The organism is Sulfitobacter sp. M85 (assembly GCF_029285915.1).
Classification (GTDB): Bacteria; Pseudomonadota; Alphaproteobacteria; order Rhodobacterales; family Rhodobacteraceae; genus Sulfitobacter; species Sulfitobacter faviae.
On sequence record NZ_JABECQ010000012.1, the window covers coordinates 1 to 18,775 of the forward strand.

The 18,775-nt window shown below is 52.5% G+C and carries 15 protein-coding genes and 1 pseudogene; 14 read left to right on the top strand and 2 right to left on the bottom strand.

Features of this window, described 5'->3' with window-relative positions; genetic code table 11:
• Positions 1-128 precede the first annotated feature (128 nt).
• A pseudogene (locus HKX24_RS16515) lies at positions 129-1,208 on the top strand (IS66 family transposase); the annotation flags it as partial.
• Positions 1,209-1,266: 58 nt separating this feature from the next.
• On the opposite strand, the gene HKX24_RS16520 reads toward HKX24_RS16515, so the two are convergent.
• A complete protein-coding gene (locus tag HKX24_RS16520; protein ID WP_276154116.1) occupies positions 1,267-2,472 on the bottom strand; it encodes a hypothetical protein in 1,206 nt (401 codons plus the stop codon).
• Between the two features lie 272 nt (positions 2,473-2,744).
• Here HKX24_RS16520 and HKX24_RS16525 point away from each other — a divergent pair, with 272 nt between their 5' ends.
• The 7 genes from HKX24_RS16525 (at position 2,745) to HKX24_RS16555 (ending at position 12,054) form a co-directional block, all read left to right on the top strand.
• The gene (locus HKX24_RS16525; protein WP_276154117.1) at positions 2,745-3,866 is read left to right on the top strand and encodes a glycosyltransferase; all 1,122 of its coding nucleotides are present in this window, start codon (positions 2,745-2,747) and stop codon (positions 3,864-3,866) included.
• 194 nt (positions 3,867-4,060) lie between these two features.
• A complete protein-coding gene (locus tag HKX24_RS16530; protein ID WP_276154118.1) occupies positions 4,061-5,218 on the top strand; it encodes a glycosyltransferase family 4 protein in 1,158 nt (385 codons plus the stop codon).
• Positions 5,215-5,817: a sugar transferase gene (locus HKX24_RS16535; protein WP_276154119.1), complete on the top strand. Its 603-nt coding sequence runs from the start codon at positions 5,215-5,217 to the stop codon at positions 5,815-5,817. The genes HKX24_RS16530 and HKX24_RS16535 overlap by 4 nt, the downstream gene beginning before the upstream one ends.
• The gene (locus tag HKX24_RS16540) at positions 5,814-6,431 is read left to right on the top strand and encodes a NeuD/PglB/VioB family sugar acetyltransferase (RefSeq protein WP_276154120.1); all 618 of its coding nucleotides are present in this window, start codon (positions 5,814-5,816) and stop codon (positions 6,429-6,431) included. The genes HKX24_RS16535 and HKX24_RS16540 overlap by 4 nt, the downstream gene beginning before the upstream one ends.
• Positions 6,425-7,639 (top strand): DegT/DnrJ/EryC1/StrS aminotransferase family protein, encoded by a 1,215-nt coding sequence (locus HKX24_RS16545; RefSeq protein ID WP_276154121.1) that lies wholly within the window; start codon positions 6,425-6,427, stop codon positions 7,637-7,639. The genes HKX24_RS16540 and HKX24_RS16545 overlap by 7 nt, the downstream gene beginning before the upstream one ends.
• Before the next feature lie 153 nt (positions 7,640-7,792).
• A complete protein-coding gene (locus HKX24_RS16550; RefSeq protein WP_276154122.1) occupies positions 7,793-9,943 on the top strand; it encodes a YjbH domain-containing protein in 2,151 nt (716 codons plus the stop codon).
• Positions 9,944-10,701: 758 nt separating this feature from the next.
• Complete coding sequence (locus HKX24_RS16555) at positions 10,702-12,054, top strand: polysaccharide biosynthesis/export family protein (RefSeq protein WP_276154123.1); 1,353 nt, start codon at positions 10,702-10,704, stop codon at positions 12,052-12,054.
• Between the two features lie 36 nt (positions 12,055-12,090).
• Here HKX24_RS16555 and HKX24_RS16560 read toward each other — a convergent pair whose 3' ends face one another.
• Positions 12,091-12,804, bottom strand: a complete 714-nt coding sequence (locus HKX24_RS16560; protein WP_276154124.1) for a response regulator transcription factor — start codon at positions 12,802-12,804, stop codon at positions 12,091-12,093.
• A gap of 941 nt (positions 12,805-13,745) precedes the next feature.
• Between HKX24_RS16560 and HKX24_RS16565 the strand changes: the two genes are divergently transcribed.
• The 6 genes from HKX24_RS16565 to HKX24_RS16590 all read left to right on the top strand — a co-directional run bounded on the left by HKX24_RS16565 (position 13,746) and on the right by HKX24_RS16590 (position 18,744).
• A complete protein-coding gene (locus tag HKX24_RS16565; RefSeq protein ID WP_276154125.1) occupies positions 13,746-14,612 on the top strand; it encodes a hypothetical protein in 867 nt (288 codons plus the stop codon).
• A 450-nt stretch (positions 14,613-15,062) separates the two neighbouring features.
• Entirely contained in the window at positions 15,063-15,644 is a 582-nt protein-coding gene (locus tag HKX24_RS16570; RefSeq protein WP_276154126.1) for a hypothetical protein, read from the top strand.
• A 15-nt stretch (positions 15,645-15,659) separates the two neighbouring features.
• The gene (locus tag HKX24_RS16575; RefSeq protein WP_276154127.1) at positions 15,660-15,959 is read left to right on the top strand and encodes a curli assembly protein CsgF; all 300 of its coding nucleotides are present in this window, start codon (positions 15,660-15,662) and stop codon (positions 15,957-15,959) included.
• Positions 15,960-16,016: 57 nt separating this feature from the next.
• Positions 16,017-16,922: a CsgG/HfaB family protein gene (locus HKX24_RS16580; protein WP_276154128.1), complete on the top strand. Its 906-nt coding sequence runs from the start codon at positions 16,017-16,019 to the stop codon at positions 16,920-16,922.
• A gap of 96 nt (positions 16,923-17,018) precedes the next feature.
• On the top strand, positions 17,019-17,702 hold the full coding sequence (locus tag HKX24_RS16585; RefSeq protein ID WP_276154150.1) for an invasion associated locus B family protein: 684 nt from the start codon (positions 17,019-17,021) through the stop codon (positions 17,700-17,702).
• An 817-nt stretch (positions 17,703-18,519) separates the two neighbouring features.
• Positions 18,520-18,744 (top strand): helix-turn-helix domain-containing protein, encoded by a 225-nt coding sequence (locus HKX24_RS16590; RefSeq protein ID WP_276154130.1) that lies wholly within the window; start codon positions 18,520-18,522, stop codon positions 18,742-18,744.
• The last annotated feature ends 31 nt before the right edge of the window (positions 18,745-18,775 follow it).

The following is an 18,775-nucleotide window of genomic DNA, read 5'->3' on the forward strand; positions in this document are numbered from 1 at the left end:
TCAAAAATCCCATGTCGATCACTCCAAATCCCCCCAACCAAAACCGTCGGGGCAGTGTGTTCACATGGGTCAATTCTCAGTGACAATTTATGGGGCTACCGGGTCAGCTCTCAGTGACAATCAACAGTCCGATCCCAGGCAGCATGGCCGGGCCGAACCTCCTGGCACATGTGCTGGTCTCAAAGTTCGACGACCATCTTCCCCTCTACCGTCAGCATGAAATCTTCGAGCGGATGGGAGCCGACATTCCCGAAAGCACACTTGTGGGCTGGTGCGGCCGCGCCATGAAGATACTATCGCCGCTGATCGAGCGGATCGATGCGGACATCCTGAGCAGCGACCTTCTGCATGCAGACGATACCCCGATCCGGGTATTAGACCGCTCCAGAAGAGACAAAGGATTGGGGAAAGGCGTGAAACAAGGCCGATTCTGGGCCTACGTGCGTGACCAGCGCCCGTGGGCGGGAGCCGCGCCACCTGGCGCTGTCTACCGCTTTGCGCCCAACTGGAAAGAAGAGCACGTTCTAAGCCATCTGGCCGATGCCCGCGGCATTCTGCAAGCAGACGGCTACAAGGGTTATGCCAAGCTCTACGAGCCTCAATCCAACGGCCCACCACGTTTGCGCGAGGCTGCCTGTTGGGCGCACCTGCGGCGAGACTTCCACGACTTTTGGACCTCAACCAAGTCCGAGATCGCGCGCGAGGCGCTCGACCGGATCGGTAAGTTCTACGATATCGAGCGTGACATTAACGGCCAGTCCGCAGAGGCTCGCCTTGCGGCCCGCCAAAGGCTTAGCCGACCAAGGGTGGAGGCCTTCTTTGATTGGTCCGAACAGCAACTCCTGCGTATTCCCGGCAAGAGCGATCTGGCCAAGGCCTTCCGCTATGGCCTCAGTCGAAGGGATGCCTTCAGCCTGTTCCTGTCCGATGGTCGGATTGCAATCGACAACAACCCAGCAGAGCGGGCTCTGCGACCAATCGGTATTGGGCGAAAGAACTGGCTCTTTGCGGGGGCCGACACAGGTGCGGAAACTTTGGCTCGCGCCATGACTATCATCGAAACAGCCAAGCTAAACGGCCTCGATCCACAGGCCTATCTCGCGGACGTTCTCGACCGCATTCACGACCACAAGATCAATAAGCTGGACGAATTGCTGCCGTGGAACTGGAAGGCGTCGCCACAAGAAGCCGACAGTCAAGCCGCGTAAACTGCGGTACCGATGGCGCGGTTACTGTGGGATTTTCGCTTGGAGAAACTCTTTTCACCTATTTGTACAGATACCGCTGCGCCATAAGGATGTATTGTAGAAACGCCTTAGCCATGATGGAGAGTGCAAGGGCGAGGACGATCCCCGTGACGCCGAATGCGACCCCTAGCCAAATACCCAAACTGAAATAGAGAAGCGTCTTTACGCCCATACAAAGTAGTGTAATACGGTCACGGTTGTGCATGTTAAGCAGTATGCCGGCTGGCCCTAGCAAGATCTCCACCACAAATGCAATGATGATGAGGCGCAGTTCTGTGCCGAATAACGCATATTTATCCCCGTAGAGTAGCGAAAGAAATAGGGATGGTGTGGCGAGCGTGACGGTTACATACGGGATAGCCATGATAGCGCAGGTTATACGTGCTTTGGTATAAAGTCGCCGTAGTTCGGCCCCGTGTGCAGCAGCGAACTTAGGCGCCATGTAGAAATCAACCGTGAGCATCAAGAATTGCAAGGGGGCGAGTGTGCGGAACAAAGCGTTCAACACTGCGGTGGAGGCTTCGTCAAGAAGCCAGTTGGCGATTATTACACCACCCCAGAGCGAGATATAGGCAAGCACCGACATCGCCCATAAAAAGCGGCCTTCCAAAAGCAATGAAATGTCCGGGATTGGTCTAGTAAACATCTTTAGATGCCGCATACCTGCAAGGATCATGGCTAACAGCATCCCGACCCAACAGCTGACAGAGAAAATGATCCATGTTTCCATTGCGCTGTCCGCTTGGACAGCGAGTATTGCTGCGGATCCGATTAACGACAGAACACCTACCTCCCAGAAGCCGCCCCAACCGGGTCGCCCTTTGGCTTTAATGAAGGCTGATAATGGCCCCATCAACGCCACTGGTAGAAGGTTAATCCAGACCCAAGAGAGGGGGGTAGTAAAACCAGAGGTAGTGAAGAAGAAAACAATCCATGCGAAGGCCACGATGGAGCTGAGAGCGTAGATTGTTGACAAAGACCGCGCGAGGATTGCATCTGTTTCAGTTAGGTTGTCTCGCAGTCTGGCGATCTTGCGCAAGATCATCAGCGGCATACCGAACTGAAGGGCTATGGCCAGCCCCATGAGGGCAATAAACGCTTCAAAGAACAGGCCAGCTTCTGTTAGAGACAACTGGTGCGACAGGATCATGCTGAGCACCAAAACACCAGCCGCTGACAAAAATCGTCCGCAAAACGCGCTTGCGAAGGGGAAAACTCTCTTCATTTGCCCCTCATGACATCTTGTAATAGGTGGTGTATCGAGCTTCGTTGATGTCAGAATCGCACATAAATTTTCTCAAGCTCCGATAGTTCTCATAGGCACGCTCACATCATGAAAAAGTCATATCGCATATCATCACAGGATAGGGAACAGACGGCGCCAAATGCTCTTTATTCAATCCGTACTAAACATCTTCTCGAAATAAAGGCATCTACTCGATTGACATGCTCGACGTGTAGTTTGGCGATGCTTTCACGTAGTTGCGGGGCTATGCAATGAAAACCATTGTTCACGTCATAACCGGTCTCAATGATGGCGGGGCCGAGGCTGCTCTCTACCGACTTTGCACTCATGACAAGTCGAATCATCATCACGTCATTTCGCTAATGGATGGTGGGAAATATGGCCCTATGCTTGAAGCTCGTGGTATTTCGGTGAGTTGCATCAACATGCCACGTGGAAAGTTGACGCTTGGGGGAGCTTGGCAGCTTCGAGGTGAGATAAAAAGAAATTTCCCAGATGTTGTGCAGACGTGGATGTATCATGCGGATTTGATGGGCGGTGTTGCCGCGAGGTTGGCCGGCGTGCGTAACATTGTTTGGGGTATTCATCACACTACACTTGTTTCCGGTGAAAGTTCTCGCGCTACTATTATGGTAATGAAGTTATGCGCCCGTCTATCACGGATTGTTCCGAGGCGTATAATCTGTTGTGCTGAAAAGGCTCGCGATGTCCACGCCGAGAAGGGGTATGACCGGAGCCGTATGCGGGTCGTACCTAATGGTCACGATGTTACTATTTTTCGCCCTGATTTAAAAGCTCGTTATCAGATCAGGAATGAGTTAGAATTGCCTGATAATCTGCCAGTGATTGGTTTTGTAGCCCGTTTCGATCCGCAAAAAGACCATAAAAACTTGTTGCAAGCCCTTGGGAATCTTAAGGCAAAAGGGTTGGCACCTATCTGTCTGCTTGTTGGGACGAATATGAATGAAGCCAATAGAGATTTGACCGCGATGATACATGATCTAGGGCTCAACGATCAGGTAAAGCTTCTTGGGCTTCGTAATGACATTCCAGCTATTATGAATGCGCTTGATCTTCACGTCATGTCTTCTGCTTTCGGTGAAGCATTTCCTAATGTTTTATGTGAGGCCATGGCTTGCGGCACACCCTGTGTTACGACGGATGTTGGAGATGCCTCATTGATTGTTGGAGAAACGGGATGGGTGGTGCCGCCTCGTGATCGGGTGGCATTGGCGAAGGCGATTGCGCAGGCCCTGGATAAGCGACATACACCCGATTGGAAGGACCGGAGAGATCAGGCAAACGACCGGATCAACGCCAATTTTACGATCGGTGGGATGGTGGATAATTATAATTTGGTCTGGAATACGTGATCATACCGATAGCATCGGCAGCTACCATTCTTGTCAGTTCTAAGGAACTGTTTTGACCGCAAAGCGTAGAAAGAGTATTAGCTCGCCGAGCAGGGTTGGCACGCATAGTTACGGGGTATTCTAATGTTGTATGCGTGGCTCAAACGGCACCACAAGGCGCAAACTAGCTTCTTCCGGACTACGGTAACCTGACCATGCAGAGTGTAGTTTCCCGTAGCCAAACCATTTTTGTTGTGGCCGGTCAGGCGGCATCGCTTGTGAACTTCCGGTTGCCGCTGCTGCAACGCTTTCGTGCAATGGGGTATGAGGTCCATGCTTGTGCGCCAGGGCTATTGGGTGACCAAGAGACCGCCTGTATTCTAAAACAAAATGGTATACTTTTGCACGATGTGCCGTTCAAACGCGCGGGTATAAATCCGGCAAGTGATCTGCTCGCTGTACAGGTGCTGTACAAGGCTTTGCGCGCTGCACGTCCCGACATCGTTCTGTGCTACACGGTTAAACCGGTGATTTGGGGGACGCTGGCCGCTGCCGCGGCAAGAGTCCCCCGGCGGATCGCATTGATCACAGGCCTCGGCTATGCCTTCACAGGCAAAGCGCGAGGCAAGCGTTATCTGGTGCGCCGGGTCTTGTTCGGCCTTTACCGGAAGGCTCTTCAGCGCGCGGATCATGTATTTTTCCAGAACCCCGACGATGCGGCAGAGTTTCGGTCACTTAGGTTGCTGGCACCGGATGCCTCCGTGTCGGTTGTCAACGGTTCGGGCGTCGATCTGGAACATTTTGCCCCTGCGCCGCTCCCGCCTCTGTCCGGAGGGCCCCGCTTTCTGTTGGTCGCGCGCATGTTGGGGGATAAGGGCATCCGGGAGTTTGCCACTGCGGCGGCGCGCATCAAGGCCACGCACCCTCATGTGGAGTTTAATTTGGTGGGCGGCACCGATGCCAACCCTGATTCCATCCCGCCAAGGACTCTTAAGGCCTGGGTGGCGGAAAAATCTGTAATCTGGCACGGAGCGCAGGCAGATGTACGCCCCTGCCTGGGGGCTTGCCATGTCTATGTCCTGCCGAGTTATCGCGAGGGAACTCCACGCTCAGTTCTGGAGGCAATGGCCACGGGGCGCGCCATCATCACTACCGATGCGCCAGGATGCCGAGAAACCGTGGTGCCCGGCGTCAATGGTTTTCTGGTGCCGCCGAGGGATGCCAAAGCCTTGGAACAGGCCATGCGCCGGTTTCTTGAGGAGCCCGACCTAATACAGGAAATGGGGAGGGAAAGTCTTCGGATCGCGCGGGGAAGATATGATGTTATGCAAGTAAACGAACAGATGCTGCAAGATATGGGCCTGATCGAATGAAACGCATGTTAGACATTCTAGGCGCCATAGTGGGCCTTGTGCTCTTGTCGCCGGTTCTGCTTTTTCTCTACTGGAGAATCCGCCGCGACATGGGCTCCCCAGTTCTGTTTCGTCAACTGCGCCCCGGTAAGGACGGCGAACCGTTTGAGATGGTTAAGTTTCGCTCAATGAAGGATGCCCAAAGTTCCGATGGTACACCGCTGCCGGATAGCGAACGTATTACACCACTTGGGCGCAGCCTTCGTTCCTCATCTGCGGATGAGTTGCCGGAATTATGGAACGTGCTTAAAGGCGAAATGAGTCTGGTTGGTCCCCGCCCATTGCTGATGGAATATCTGTCGCTTTACAGCCCCGAACAAGCACGTCGTCACGAGGTGCGCCCAGGAGTCACCGGTTGGGCGCAAGTTAACGGACGCAACTCTTTGTCCTGGGAGGAAAAGTTTGCACTAGATGTCTGGTATGTGGATAACCGCACAATCTGGCTGGACCTCAAAATCATTGGAATGACCCTTCAGAAGGTGGTGAAGCGTGATGGTATCTCTGCCGCTGGAGAGGCGACTATGTCGCGCTTTACCGGAAAGGGATCCGGTCAAGAATGAGACCCATACGGATTATCGGTGCGGGCGGGCACGGCAAGGTGGTGGCCGAGACCGCTGCTGCCTGCGGATATGCAGATATCGCCTTTCTCGACGATGCTTACCCAACACGAAGAGAAAATGGCTGTTGGACCATTGTTGGGCTGTCAGGTGCGGAGACGGATGCAGCTTTATTCTGCGCTATAGGCAACAATACGGCGCGGGCACATCTATTTGAAACGCTGCGATTGGAGAACTCGCCAGTGCTGATACATCCTGCGGCTACCCTATCGCCATCCGCTCGGCTGGGAGCTGGCACGCTCGTGGTGGCAGGTGCCGTAGTTAATGCGGATGCGCAAGTGGGGCGCGGAGTAATCTTGAATACTGGCTGCAGTATCGATCACGACTGTATTCTAAATGATTTCGTGCATGTTTCGCCGGGCGCACGGTTAGCGGGCAATGTGCGTGTAGGCGCGCGTTCGTGGATTGGTATCGGGGCGGTCGTTCGCGAAGGTGTAACGATCGGAGAAGATGTGCTGGTAGCGGCTGGAGCAGCAGTGGTAGAGGAACTGCCAAATGGTGTGCGCGTGGGTGGAGTTCCGGCACGACCCCTGAATATAAAGGACATGACATGCTAAACGGACCTTTCCCTCCTTGGCCCCACTTCACACAAGAAGAGGCGAAGGCCGTTTCAGATGTGTTACTATCTGGCAGGGTTAATTACTGGACCGGGCAGGAAGGCCGCGCATTCGAGCGCGAGTTCGCAGAATTTGCCGGAACCAAACATGCCATCGCACTCGCCAACGGTACAGTGGCGCTAGATTTGGCGCTCCATGGGTTCGGCATCGGCGCTGCTAATGGGGGATCTGCCAGCGACGAGGTGATTGTTACCCCACGCAGCTTCATGGCGTCAGTATCCTCGGTCGTGAATGCGGGCGCGCGGCCGGTATTCGCTGAAGTAGACCCAGACAGTGGCAATATTAACCCTGAGACCGTGGCCCCCGTAATCACTGATAATACCCGCGCGATCTTGTGCGTACACTTGGCAGGTTGGCCTTGTGACATGGATGGGCTGCGCGCGGTGGCTGGTACAAACATTCGCCTGATAGAAGACTGTGCTCAAGCCCATGGCGCGATGTACAAGGGTCAGCCTGTGGGGGGGCTCGGCGATGCCGCGGCTTGGTCGTTCTGTCAGGATAAAATCATGACTACAGGCGGCGAGGGTGGCATGGTCACTTGCAATGATGAGGAGCTTTGGCGGCGGATGTGGGCCTTTAAGGACCATGGCAAAAGCTATGAAGCTGTCTATGAACGCGACCATGCACCAGGGTTTCGCTGGCTACATGAGAGCTTTGGTACGAACTGGCGATTGACGGAAATGCAGTCGGCCATTGGGCGTATTCAACTGCGGCGTATGCCTGACTGGCAAGCAGCTCGTGGCGCTAATGCCGAAGCGCTCATTGCAGCACTCAGACCTTTTTTGGGAACGGATGGCCCGATCCGCTTACCTTTGCCTGACCCGGAGATCGTCAGGCGCCATGCCTGGTACAAGCTCTATGCCTATGTACGACCTGAAAACCTAAATGAAGGCTGGGACCGCGACCGGATTGCTGCAGAAATTACGGCGATGGGTGTGCCGTGCATGCAAGGATCATGTTCTGAGATATACCGCGAAAAGGCATTCAAGGGTACCGGGCTGCGTCCTGAAGCGCGCTTACCGATCGCGCAGCAAATGGGTGAGACCAGCTTGATGTTTTTGGTCCACCCGGGGCTAGAGGCAAAGCACCTTGAGCGTGCAGCGGCAGTCATCACAGATGTACTGGGTCGCGCTAAGGCACCTAAATGAACCGACGACCGCAAGTAGGGGGAAGGATTCAGAGAGGAGCGTTGCCGAATTGCCTTACACTATTCGCAAGAATGGGCTGAAAGTGCTCGGCTCGTTGTATCTTTTGGGGGAGGGCGTTATCCCCTAATATAAGCTTTCGCTGGAGATTGTTACGTGCCTATTCAGGTTTTTTGCCTTTCTAAAGCCCGCTTTGGCGCGGTGGCTATGCTTCTTCTCGGCGCAGGCCTCCCGGTAAGTGCGGAACCTGTCAGTTACAATCTTTATGGCAATCCGGGCCTTATCGACATGCCCACCGCGCAAAGTGCGCCGGATGCGGAATTGGCTGCGACGATCGGATATTTTGCAGGTACGACTCGCACTACACTCAATTTTCAAATCACGCCGCGTCTCTCAGGCTCGTTTCGTTACAGCCGGATCCAAGATTACATCCCTTCTAATGGCGGCAGTACCTATGACCGCTCTTTTGATCTGCGCTACCGCTTTATCGATGAGGGGCGGTATCGCCCCGCGATAGCAGTGGGTTTGCGGGATTTTCTAGGCACGGGGATCTATTCCAGCGAATACTTGGCCGCGACCAAGCATGTCACCCCTCGCTTAAGATTTACAGGAGGGATCGGCTGGGGCCGGTTGAGTAGCTACAAAGGGTTCGACAACCCGCTAGGAGCACTTGATAGCCAGTTCGATGAGCGGCCTAGAGGCACCACGGGGCGGGGCGGCCAATTGGAAACCTCCAAATGGTTCCGTGGCGATGCGGCGCTCTTTGCGGGCGTTTCCTGGGCTGCGACAGACAGGTTAACGGTGAAGGCTGAATATTCTTCGGACGCTTACAACCTCGAGACCACCCCTGGACGCGATCTATTTGAACGCAAATCGCCATTTAACTTCGCACTGGACTACCAAGTTCGCGAGGGTGTTCAGGCGCAGGCTTACTATATGTACGGCTCGGAGCTGGGTGCATCGATCAGTTTGGTACTTAATCCAAAACGGCCTGCCGTTAATGGTACAATAGCTGCTGCGCCACTGCCTGTGCGAGTGCGGGAGCCGGGCGAAAAGGCGGATCTGAGTTGGGCTACGCAGCCCGCCAGCGTCAAGGCACTGAGGGGGAGGGTCGCGGAAATGCTTGCGGCCGAAAATTTAGCTCTAGAGGCAATGGGCATTTCTGGACGCACGGTCACTGTGCGCCTGCGAAACAATCGTACCCTAATTGCTCCTGAAGCCATCGGGCGTGCCGCACGCATTCTAACTCAAGTCATGCCAGATTCGGTCGAACGCTTCACAATTGTACCTGTGGTAGGGGGGCTCCCAGCTTCGGCTGTCGTGCTGAACCGTAGCGATCTGGAACTGTTGGAGCATGAACCCGATAACACTTGGAAGAGCTATGTCCGCACAGAAATCGTGGATGCTGCTGATAGTGACCCGGGGGTCTATTATAATAAGATATATCCTAAATTCCGTTGGAACTTAGGGCCTTACGTTTCCCCCAGTTATTTCGACCCAGACAGTCCTGTACGGGCCGATGTAGGAGTCGAGCTGAACGCTTTTTATGATATGATGCCAGGGCTGACCTTGTCAGGAACGCTTCGGCATCGTCTGGCGGGTAATGTCGGTGATTCCATTAGGCTTACTAGACCTGAGCTCAACCGTGATGGCGGACTCTATCCTGTCCGCGGTGATGGTGTACTTTACGCGCGCGAAGGTGGGACCACGTTACAGCATTTAACGCTTAATTATCAGTTTCGCCCAGGCACGAACCTGTATGCTCGAGTAACGGCAGGATATTTAGAAGAAATGTACGGCGGCATATCAAGTGAAATCCTGTGGAAGCCAGTAGATAGCCGCCTAGCGTTGGGAGCGGAGGTAAATTACGTCCAGCAACGTGATTATGACCAACTGTTCGGTTTCCGCGACTACCAAACAGCCACGGGACATGTTTCCGCTTATTACGATTTTGGTAACGGGTTTCACGGACAAGTGGATGTAGGCCGCTATTTGGCGAAAGACTGGGGCGGGACCATTAGCCTCGCGCGCCAATTCTCCAATGGCTGGAAGATTGGCGCTTTTGCTACTTTCACGGATGTCTCGTTTGATGACTTTGGGGAAGGGTCCTTTGACAAAGGGCTGACCTTTACCATTCCGGCAAGTCATTTCTTGGGTCAACCGAGCCCCACAACCACTGGTACGACCATCCGCTCCATAACCCGAGACGGCGGAGCGCGGCTGGATGTGCGGAATCGGCTTTATAACGACGTGCGCAAGTATCACGCCCCTGAACTGCGCGATAATTGGGGAAGATTTTGGCGATGATCCGACGGTATTTTGCGCCAGCGTTGGCTGTTTGTCTATTTTTATCGGCCTGCGGAGATACGCAGAACAGGACCCCACTTCAGCTTGGGGTGAGCCAACTCCGCAACATCGGCCAGCCAGCCCATCAAACCTTGACCGCAGCTCAGATTAGAAGCCGCCTGACCCCTGAGCTACTTGCCACATTACCGCATGGAGTAATCATCGCGACTCTTGAGGAGCGCCAAGTATCTTCAGTCCTGCTCGAAGTTGGTCGTAATAGAGATACAGTTACTTATCTTACTCCTGATGGAATTAGCTTGGCGCTACGTGAAGGAATGCTGGTTGGCACTCGCGGATTGGGCTTCGATCTGATGAATGCTGACGTGGAGGGACCCCTAGGCGCTCTTGCTGCGGGCGCGGGCTCTGGCGTAGTGCGCCTACATCGCTATCTAGATGGCGAAAACGCAACCGTCCTTCGCAGCTTCGTATGCGACTATGCGCGGAGTGGTGTTAGTATTTCAGAAACCTGCTACACTCCCGGCCTCACAATTAACAATAGCTATGAAATAACGCGGGATGGCCGGATCGCGGCTTCACGCCAATGGATTGGCCCTGATTTGGGGTACGTAGAGATTCAACAGGTGCGGGGCTAAGTTATACAGCCGCTTAGTTTTCGTTCATTCTGGGTAGTCTTTTGTCGTCCTACCAACCAAGATGGCTTGAATTTTACCCCGCTTTGCGGGCAAGCCGATTAAGTTAGACGCGTTGAGGAAGCACATATGTTCAAAAAACTGGTTGCGATTGTTGGCCTAGCCACGCTTTCCAGCTGCGGGGTGGCTTACATCTCGCCGAAAGTAAGTGATGCGGATGGCAAAGTCCGGGTGATTCCACTTACGTCGCAATCCGTGCTGGCGGCTAATCGTGCGACCTATCGCCCTAAGCAGATCCCAGCGGTGTTCTTCCAAGCGGCAGGCAGCGGCTCGGATCTGCGCGGTGCAGGGGCTGTGCCGCCGCCTTCGCTGGAACGGCAAAACCGCCCAGTAGCACAAGCCACCCGGCTTCCACCGCCCGTCGCCACCGGTCCCTATCGGATCGGCGTGGGTGATGTTTTACTCTTGGCCACCAAGGCGCGCGGTAACACGGTTGAGGAACTCAGCGGTTTGTTAGCGGCTCAGAATAGTCGGCAGGGGTATACCGTTCAGGACGATGGCGCGATTGCGATTCCAGATGTTGGTCGGGTTGACCTGGTCGGGATGACGCTAGAAGAAGCCGAAGCTGAACTTTTTCAAAGCTTGGTGCGTAACCAGATTGATCCCACCTTCAGTCTTGAGATCGCCGAGTTTAACTCCAAACGTGTGTCGTTAGGTGGTGCCGTGGCTAAGCCAACCGTGGTACCGATTACTCTCACCCCGTTGACGCTCGATGAAGCTTTAGCCGGGGCAGGGGGAATTTCTACTGCCGACCTAGACTACGCGATCATTCGGATCTACCGCGATGGGACACTCTACCAGATCCCATTGAACGATTATCTGCGTCGAGGCGATGTTCAAAAGACGCGGTTGATTGATGGTGACAGCATCTTTGTTGATACTGAGTACGAACTGGACAAAGCCCAAGCTTACTTTGCTGAACAGATCCGCTTGGCTGAATTTCGTCAGCAGGCTCGTATCCAAGCGCTTAATGAGTTGACGACGGAAGTAGATTTGCGCCGTTCAGCGCTATCTGAGCAGCGTAGCAACTTCCAAACCCAGATCGAACTCGATGCAGTAGAACGCGACTATGTTTACTTGACGGGGGAGGTCACTAAGCCAGGACGGTTCACAATGCCGTTTGGGCGCGAAGCCACGCTCGCAGACGCGCTTTATTCAGAAGGCGGGTTTACTAATGAGACTGCCAATCCCAGCCAGATATATGTGCTGCGCGGCTCACCCGATCCACGTGATTTTGGCGCGGTGACTGCCTGGCATCTGGATGCGGGCAACGCCAGTAATTTCCTGTTGGCGACGCGAATGAAACTCCTGCCTAATGACGTGGTTTTCATCGCCGAACAGCCGATCACCCGTTGGAACCGTACCGTTCAGCAGGTCGTGCCTTCGCTGCTTACCTCGGGTGTGGCTCTGACTACTAACTGATTAGGAGAGTCTGGGTCTATCTTGACCCAGACTTCTTTATATGGAGCCATTTTTCGTGGCCAATGAAGGTGCCTCCGGAAGTGCAGGCACAGCTAGATGAGACATCTGCAGCGCAATCTGTGTCCGATTGTGAACACCCAGTTTCTGCCTGATGGCCGCAGTATGGGCATTGACGGTATTCAATGAGATGCCCAAACGACGGGCAATATCCTTGTTTGACTTGCCCAAGGAGATTTCGCGCGAAACCTCTTTCTCTCGCCTCGTCAGAATATCTTCACCCTTAGGGGGTATGGTGATCTTTCCCTGACTTTTGACAATTGACCTATTAGACGCTGTATCACCGGAGGCAAGGACGCGGTGCCCAGAGGCTACCAAGGTGAGTACGGAATTTAGCATTGCAGACGGGTGGGGGGCTTCAACCGCTGCCATGACATTTGAAGGCAGATCCTGAATTGTAAAGCTCTCAAGACGGTTTCGCATAAGGAGAACTATAGGTTCTACGGGGAACTTCGTGAACAAATCTAATAGGACGCCATTGGCTTCATCATGTTTCCCGATCACGGCCAATATTACTGAAAGCTTATTACGAGGCATTGATGAAGGCCGAACTTCTCTTAGTTCGCCTGATTTACTTACAGATAGACCAAAGCTTATAATTAGATGGGTAAGCGCTTCACTCTCCCACTTACAGGGGGATATGATCCAAAAATCAGAAGTTGGAAAATTACTAGAAACAACAGCAGAACACATGACAGGGCAGGCCTCTCAATTCTGAAAGAAATGTACAATATTAAGGCAAACTGAGGCAGCAGCGTGCAGATATTATGTGTAGTATAAGTGATTCTTGCCCTAAGGTCAATTTGTGCTAGATTTTCACTACATATCGAAGTTATATGTCGGATTTTGTTCAATATGTTGATATATATTTCGCACGCGGGCGGAGGGGCTTCATCTCGCGAACTCAGGCAGATCTACCCATTCTAAGAGCTGCCTAGCTAATTCTTGCTAAGATACAACAGGTCAAGTCTTTCAGAGGCCGAGAGCCTAGATGCCCCGCCCTGGACGGCTTCTCTCAATTAGAGCAGTATTTATCGTTGAGAGCCAAGCACTCGCACACCTTCTCGTACGCTCGGTAGGCGAGAGGTGTCTAAAACATCCCCAAAATCTAAAATAGCTTCTTGCCGCAAGGGAGTGCTTTCTTGTTGTCTCGTTGTTGCAGCCCTGCGGACTTGCCTGGTCTGAGGCGGTACTGCTGCAGGCGATACGAAGCTGCGGCGCAAGTGTACTGGGGCCTGCGAGACATATGCCGTAGGTCGTACATTAGCCGCCTGTTGGACCCAAGCGCCATGCGCTTCCGCAGGGCGGTCAAATGAAAATGCTGCAAGAGCGCTAACAGCAAGAAAGCAAGGGATAGACCGCACGGTATTTCCTTTCGTAGCGGGCGCAATACAAGCGTATGCTACGCGAACCTCTAGCGCAGGCCAAGGCGTTACAATCCTTATTGACCGCAATTCGGTTGGATCTGAAGTATAAGGTTCTTATCATAACTAACTAATCAATTCGAGCTATGGGTAACACCTTTCTAGATAGTCCTGCCGATATCTACACGCTCTTCTCTCAGTTTATTCTGCAAATCGGGGCCCAGAAGAAACTTTCTTCATCTGGGATTATTGTCCAACAGGAGAGAACCAATGAAACGTATTCTGCTTACAACTGCTGCTGTATTTGCCCTGACTGGCATGGCGCACGCACAAACTGTAACCGCTACTCCGGGCCAATCATTAGTTAATGACAGCCCCGAGCTAGCTAAGGCTGAAAGTGCTGGCGAAAAAGCTATCGCCGTCACCAAATTTCTCGGCGGGTCACATGCATCGAGAGCCGAGGTTGGCAACTCTGTAGTAGCGAAAGCTTCAGGAGACAATGGCACGGGGCTTAGTGGGGCAGTAGTGGTTGGTGCAAACGTAAATAACCTCTCCGGAATTCTTCAGATCGGAACAGGGAACTCTGCCGTCAACATGCAGGTTGGGAACCAACAAGAATCTGCCATGTTCCAACTCGGCGACAGCAACACCGGCGTTATCAGCCAGACAACAAATGCTAACGAGGCCGCTTTGGCTCAAGTCGGCACCGATAACAACACTGTCTTGGTCCAGAATGGTGTTGACAACGCTTCGGCTGCGACGGCTTGGGGCGACAACAACATGGCACTCGGATTGCAAGATGGCAATCTGAATATGCTCGCTATTGCACAAGAGCATGACGATAACAAAGCGGTGACATTGCAAGATGGTACTGGGAATACTGCCGCCACCGTTCAAGATGGTAGCGACAACATGTCCTTTATCTCCCAAGGTGCGGGAACAAGCTTTAGCCTGGCTGGTCTCGCCGGCGCAGGCGGCCCTTATGGATATGATCTGCCCGCAGGTATGATCACTGGAAGCGTAATGGCGATGGGTGCAACAGGGAATGCTGCAGCGAGCTTGCAAGAAAGTGATGGAAACTCAAGCGCGATCGTGCAGACCGGCTCCAATAATACTGCGATCAACTATCAGAACTGATTGTGAAAAGGTCATTTAAATCTATTGGAGGCGTTCGCGCCTCCAATTTCATTAGTGGAAATAAGAGCAATGTTAGGTCCTGTAATTCTATCGCTAGTGCCACTCCAAGTTGAGAGCTCCACGGCACTTGACTGCGCGATAAGTTTAGTCAGGCATGATAATACGATAGAGGTAACTGGAATACTTAAAGGAAAGCCGGGGCAATCAGGTTGGTACAGTATGGATACTTTGAGCCGGTCTGGTTCAAGTAAGTCGCTATCCCGACAATCAGGAAAATTCCATATCGACGCGGACGGTGAAGTCATATTGGGGCGAAGCATGGTAGGTATCTCAGTAGGAACCACTATGGCTGTAGAAATCGTAGGCGAAAGCGAGCAAACACAAGAAAGCTTTGATTGCCGAGCTCATACATGACATTATGTTGGTAATATCTATTAAGGAGCTAGCACTATGTTGCGCGCGATCAGAAGGGTGGCTGTAACGTTTCGCGGGTTCCTCTGCGCTGCTGCCTTCGTAGCTGGGCTGGGGGTGGGCTCCTCTACGGCCCAAGAAATTACCTTTCAGATCGAAAATTCAGTGTCGCTTGAACAAATTGTGACGGCGCAAGACGTTCTCACAGCGGGGCAGCCGGGCATGGTGCGACGTAGTGAAGCGTCTCTGGGCAGTACGGCATTTATCTCTCAGGAGGGTCGTCTGAATAATGCGCAAAACTTCACTTCCCGAAGCCCCGGTGCTTCCACTAGTACTCTGCAAATTGGACTGAACAATAGATCGATTGGGGCAATCATAGATTCACCTGGAAGCGCAATAGCCCAGCTACAGGCGGGAAGAGAAAATTTTTCTTTAGTGGGTATCGTCGGTGGGGCAGATAATGCAGTTTCTACGTTGCAGTTGGGCAACGAACTTGGAGTTTCTGTAGGGCTCGTTAACTCAACTGGAACTAAAGTGGTGTATGGTCAAGTTGGAGAGGGTTACAACGGCGGTGTTGTTATCAGGAACGCACCTCCAGGAACTGTGGTGAAGCTGAACTAAGAATGGGATGTCAAAATGTTCTTTAAGGTGATCCGTTTTTGTTTTGCAGTCGTAGCCACTACCACGACAGCGGTTAGTGCTGGAGAGCTTCTCTATAATCCGATCAATCCAGGATTTGGCGGAAATCCGAACAATATAGACTATCTGTTGAATCTTGCAGAAATTCAAAATGAGTTCGTGGAGACCTCTGAAGGTGGCGGTGGAGGTGGAGGTGTGCCCGACATTAGCTTCCCACCAATAACCATTGATCTTGGGAATGTCGGAGGCGGGGTTCCCCAAACTGGGACGCCGGCGGCGACCACCACTCAGCCATAATAATTAAGTAATAAGCGGCCAAGAAAGGCTGCGAGCTAGCATACCGGGGACAGAGCTTTGATAAACAATATCAGCCGCTACAGGCTTTCCAAATGGGTTCTTGTAACCGCCACTGCACTACTTTCGGCGTGCACCGAAGTAGGTAGCCTTAAAGATCCTGATGTCATTCAGCCAAGTCTGACGCCCGCGACGAGTGTTGGCTTAACGCTCGAGCGCTTGGCGCCTCCCCATCGCCCGGTCGACGTAGCGGTCTATGCGTATGACGACAAGACGGGGCAACAAAAGCCAACCGAAGGCTTTTCAAGCTTTTCGAAAGCCGTAGGCCAAGGTAGCGAAGCCATTTTGGTTGACGTGCTAAAGGATGTATCAGGTTCTCGTTGGTTTAACGTTGTTGAACGTGTCGGCCTTCAGAATCTCGTGACAGAACGCAATCTGATTGATCAAACGGACCGTACATACCGTAATGCTCAGCGATCGAATTTACCCCCTTTGCGCTATGCTGGCATTATCCTTGAGGGCGGCGTCACAAATTATGATTCGAACACTTTCACTGGGGGTATAGGTGCGCGCTTGCTTGGCGTCGGCGAGTCACTTGAATACCGACGGGACGAGGTAACGGTGGCTCTTAGAGCAGTCAGTGTTAGCACAGGTGAAGTACTAACTTCCTCTACAGCAGAAAAGGTCGTTTACTCTACGCTTCTCCGTGGGGAGGTGTTTAAATACGTATCTTCAAACAAACTCCTAGAGTTGGAAGCTGGCTACTCCAAAAATGAACCAGTGGGATTGGCCGTACGACAAGCAATCGAACTTGCGGTACTAAGTATGATCGTAGAAGGCGTTGAAAAAGGCGTATGGAGCTTTGCCAATGAGGCCGAAGAACGCCGTATTCTTGCGGACTACCGGAAAATCTACAGTAATCCTCGGTTGATCACGGCTTCTGAAGAACTGGCAAGCCGGAGTTAAATAGGAGCGTAAATAGGAATGCACTGGAGCAAGGTACATGCGTTCGTCAGCATAGCTCTGATGGCTTCGCCTGTTCAGGGGCAGTCCAATTACCCTATGCCCATACAGCGTGATTCTTACAATGACTGGGTCGTAGAGTGTTTCGAGCCGAATGACCTTGGCCAAGAATGCCAAATATATCAGAGGTTATTGCTCAATGACGGTAGCGCAATCGCTATGGTGGCTACGATGGCCTATGATCCTTCCGACACTTCGCTCCTAATGCAGTTTGCGCTGCCCTTAGGGATCAATATCGAAAACGGGGTGGTCATAAACATCGATGAGGACATTGAACTATCAGTGCCGATTAGTCGGTGTACGAAGCAAGGCTGTATTTTTGAAGGGGTAGCCACCCCTGGGCTTCGAGATGCCTTGATTGAAGGCAAGACGGCTTCAATTACCGTTGTTGATCCTACTAGCCAGCCGTTCGTTATTCCTTTGTCTTTGTCCGGGTTCGGCGATGCTCTGGATCAGATTCAATCTGAGGCTATAGGCACTGTACCTTTAAGCGAAAATATAGCTAGTTCGAGCGATGATAATATTTCTGAAGGTCAAGCGGTAGATGCAGGCCAGGCAGGAGAGGGCGATGCTTCCACCTCGCTTGAAGCGAAACCACTATTGCCGCAAGTGTCTGCCGATTCCGAGCAGGAAGCTTTAAGTGAAGAATCGGATATTCTGGATTTGACGAAAGAGACCGAGACTGATGACACACTTCGTCCTGTGACAGGTACTTCTGAGTAACTCTAAGGCTTCTGACTACTTTTCCAACATGCAAATAAAATACCCCTCTGCCATTAGCAGAGGGGTATTTTGAGTTTTGAGATAAGTTTAGAGGTATAGTTCTATTAAGAACTTAATTGGTTGTCGTAGTCGTTGTGGTGGAAGAAGAGCCGCCTGCTGCCAGCGCGATAAGTGCCACCGCCCCGAGCCCTGCAGCTGCATTCCCCGTGAGGCCCTGGTCAAGTACACCCGCACCACCGGCCCGTACGCATTCGCGGGCGGGCAAGCCGCCATCAATTGTGATCACGGTCGGCTTACAATTATAAACCGCACCATTGGCACCTGTAACCTGCACTTCATAAATTGACTCACCAGACGGGATAGGCTCACCTACCTGAGTGGTCGTTGGCTCCTGTGCGAAAGCGGCACCGGTAAACGCGATTGTCGCGGCTGTAACTGCTGCAAACATTTTCATTAGGGGAGTTCTCCTATGTCTATGAAAAATATCTAGGGCAGCTTATGCACATATTTCCCATAAGTGCAAAATTAAACTAGAGTTTCTAGTAAGAACGGCGGATCGGCGCGTTTCTCCTGAGCTTACTTTTCTGTTTTGGATGTGACCTCCTCTGGGAACTCAGGGGGGCACAGATTCTGCACAAGCAGATTATGACTTGAACGAAATTACCATACTGATACATTTAACACTAGATGCGGTGCTCATAGCACCGTTCTGATACACATATCGGTGAGCGTAAGAAACGTTAGCCAGACTCTAACCTTTACGAAGGAGGAGCTCTGGCACGTCTTGCGTCAGGGCTTCTTATGAACAGGAGCCTTTATGACCCGTAGACGTTTCATCAAATTTGCACCATCTGACCTTGAGCAGCCGAAAGTCCTTTTGACCGTCCAGGAGGTCGCTCAGCTCGACTGCTGCTCGGAAAAGACAGTGCGCCGCGCCATTGCGTCGGGCCAGTTGCGCGCTCTGCGCGTGGGTCCCGGCAGTCGCCTGATCCGCATCGATCCAGACGATCACGTGACTTACCGCAACACCTGCTTTGCATGACCCTTTTGACCTGTAATTTCAAATTATGTCA

Coding starts and splice junctions, on each gene's coding strand:
- HKX24_RS16585 (WP_276154150.1), top strand. CDS start 17,019: ATGCCCATACAGCGTGATTCTTACAATGACTGGGTCGTAGAGTGTTTC.
- HKX24_RS16575 (WP_276154127.1), top strand. CDS start 15,660: ATGTTCTTTAAGGTGATCCGTTTTTGTTTTGCAGTCGTAGCCACTACC.
- HKX24_RS16540 (WP_276154120.1), top strand. CDS start 5,814: ATGAGACCCATACGGATTATCGGTGCGGGCGGGCACGGCAAGGTGGTG.
- HKX24_RS16555 (WP_276154123.1), top strand. CDS start 10,702: ATGTTCAAAAAACTGGTTGCGATTGTTGGCCTAGCCACGCTTTCCAGC.
- HKX24_RS16565 (WP_276154125.1), top strand. CDS start 13,746: ATGAAACGTATTCTGCTTACAACTGCTGCTGTATTTGCCCTGACTGGC.
- HKX24_RS16590 (WP_276154130.1), top strand. CDS start 18,520: ATGACCCGTAGACGTTTCATCAAATTTGCACCATCTGACCTTGAGCAG.
- HKX24_RS16570 (WP_276154126.1), top strand. CDS start 15,063: ATGTTGCGCGCGATCAGAAGGGTGGCTGTAACGTTTCGCGGGTTCCTC.
- HKX24_RS16560 (WP_276154124.1), bottom strand. CDS start 12,804: ATGTGTTCTGCTGTTGTTTCTAGTAATTTTCCAACTTCTGATTTTTGG.
- HKX24_RS16525 (WP_276154117.1), top strand. CDS start 2,745: ATGAAAACCATTGTTCACGTCATAACCGGTCTCAATGATGGCGGGGCC.
- HKX24_RS16520 (WP_276154116.1), bottom strand. CDS start 2,472: ATGAAGAGAGTTTTCCCCTTCGCAAGCGCGTTTTGCGGACGATTTTTG.
- HKX24_RS16535 (WP_276154119.1), top strand. CDS start 5,215: ATGAAACGCATGTTAGACATTCTAGGCGCCATAGTGGGCCTTGTGCTC.
- HKX24_RS16530 (WP_276154118.1), top strand. CDS start 4,061: ATGCAGAGTGTAGTTTCCCGTAGCCAAACCATTTTTGTTGTGGCCGGT.
- HKX24_RS16545 (WP_276154121.1), top strand. CDS start 6,425: ATGCTAAACGGACCTTTCCCTCCTTGGCCCCACTTCACACAAGAAGAG.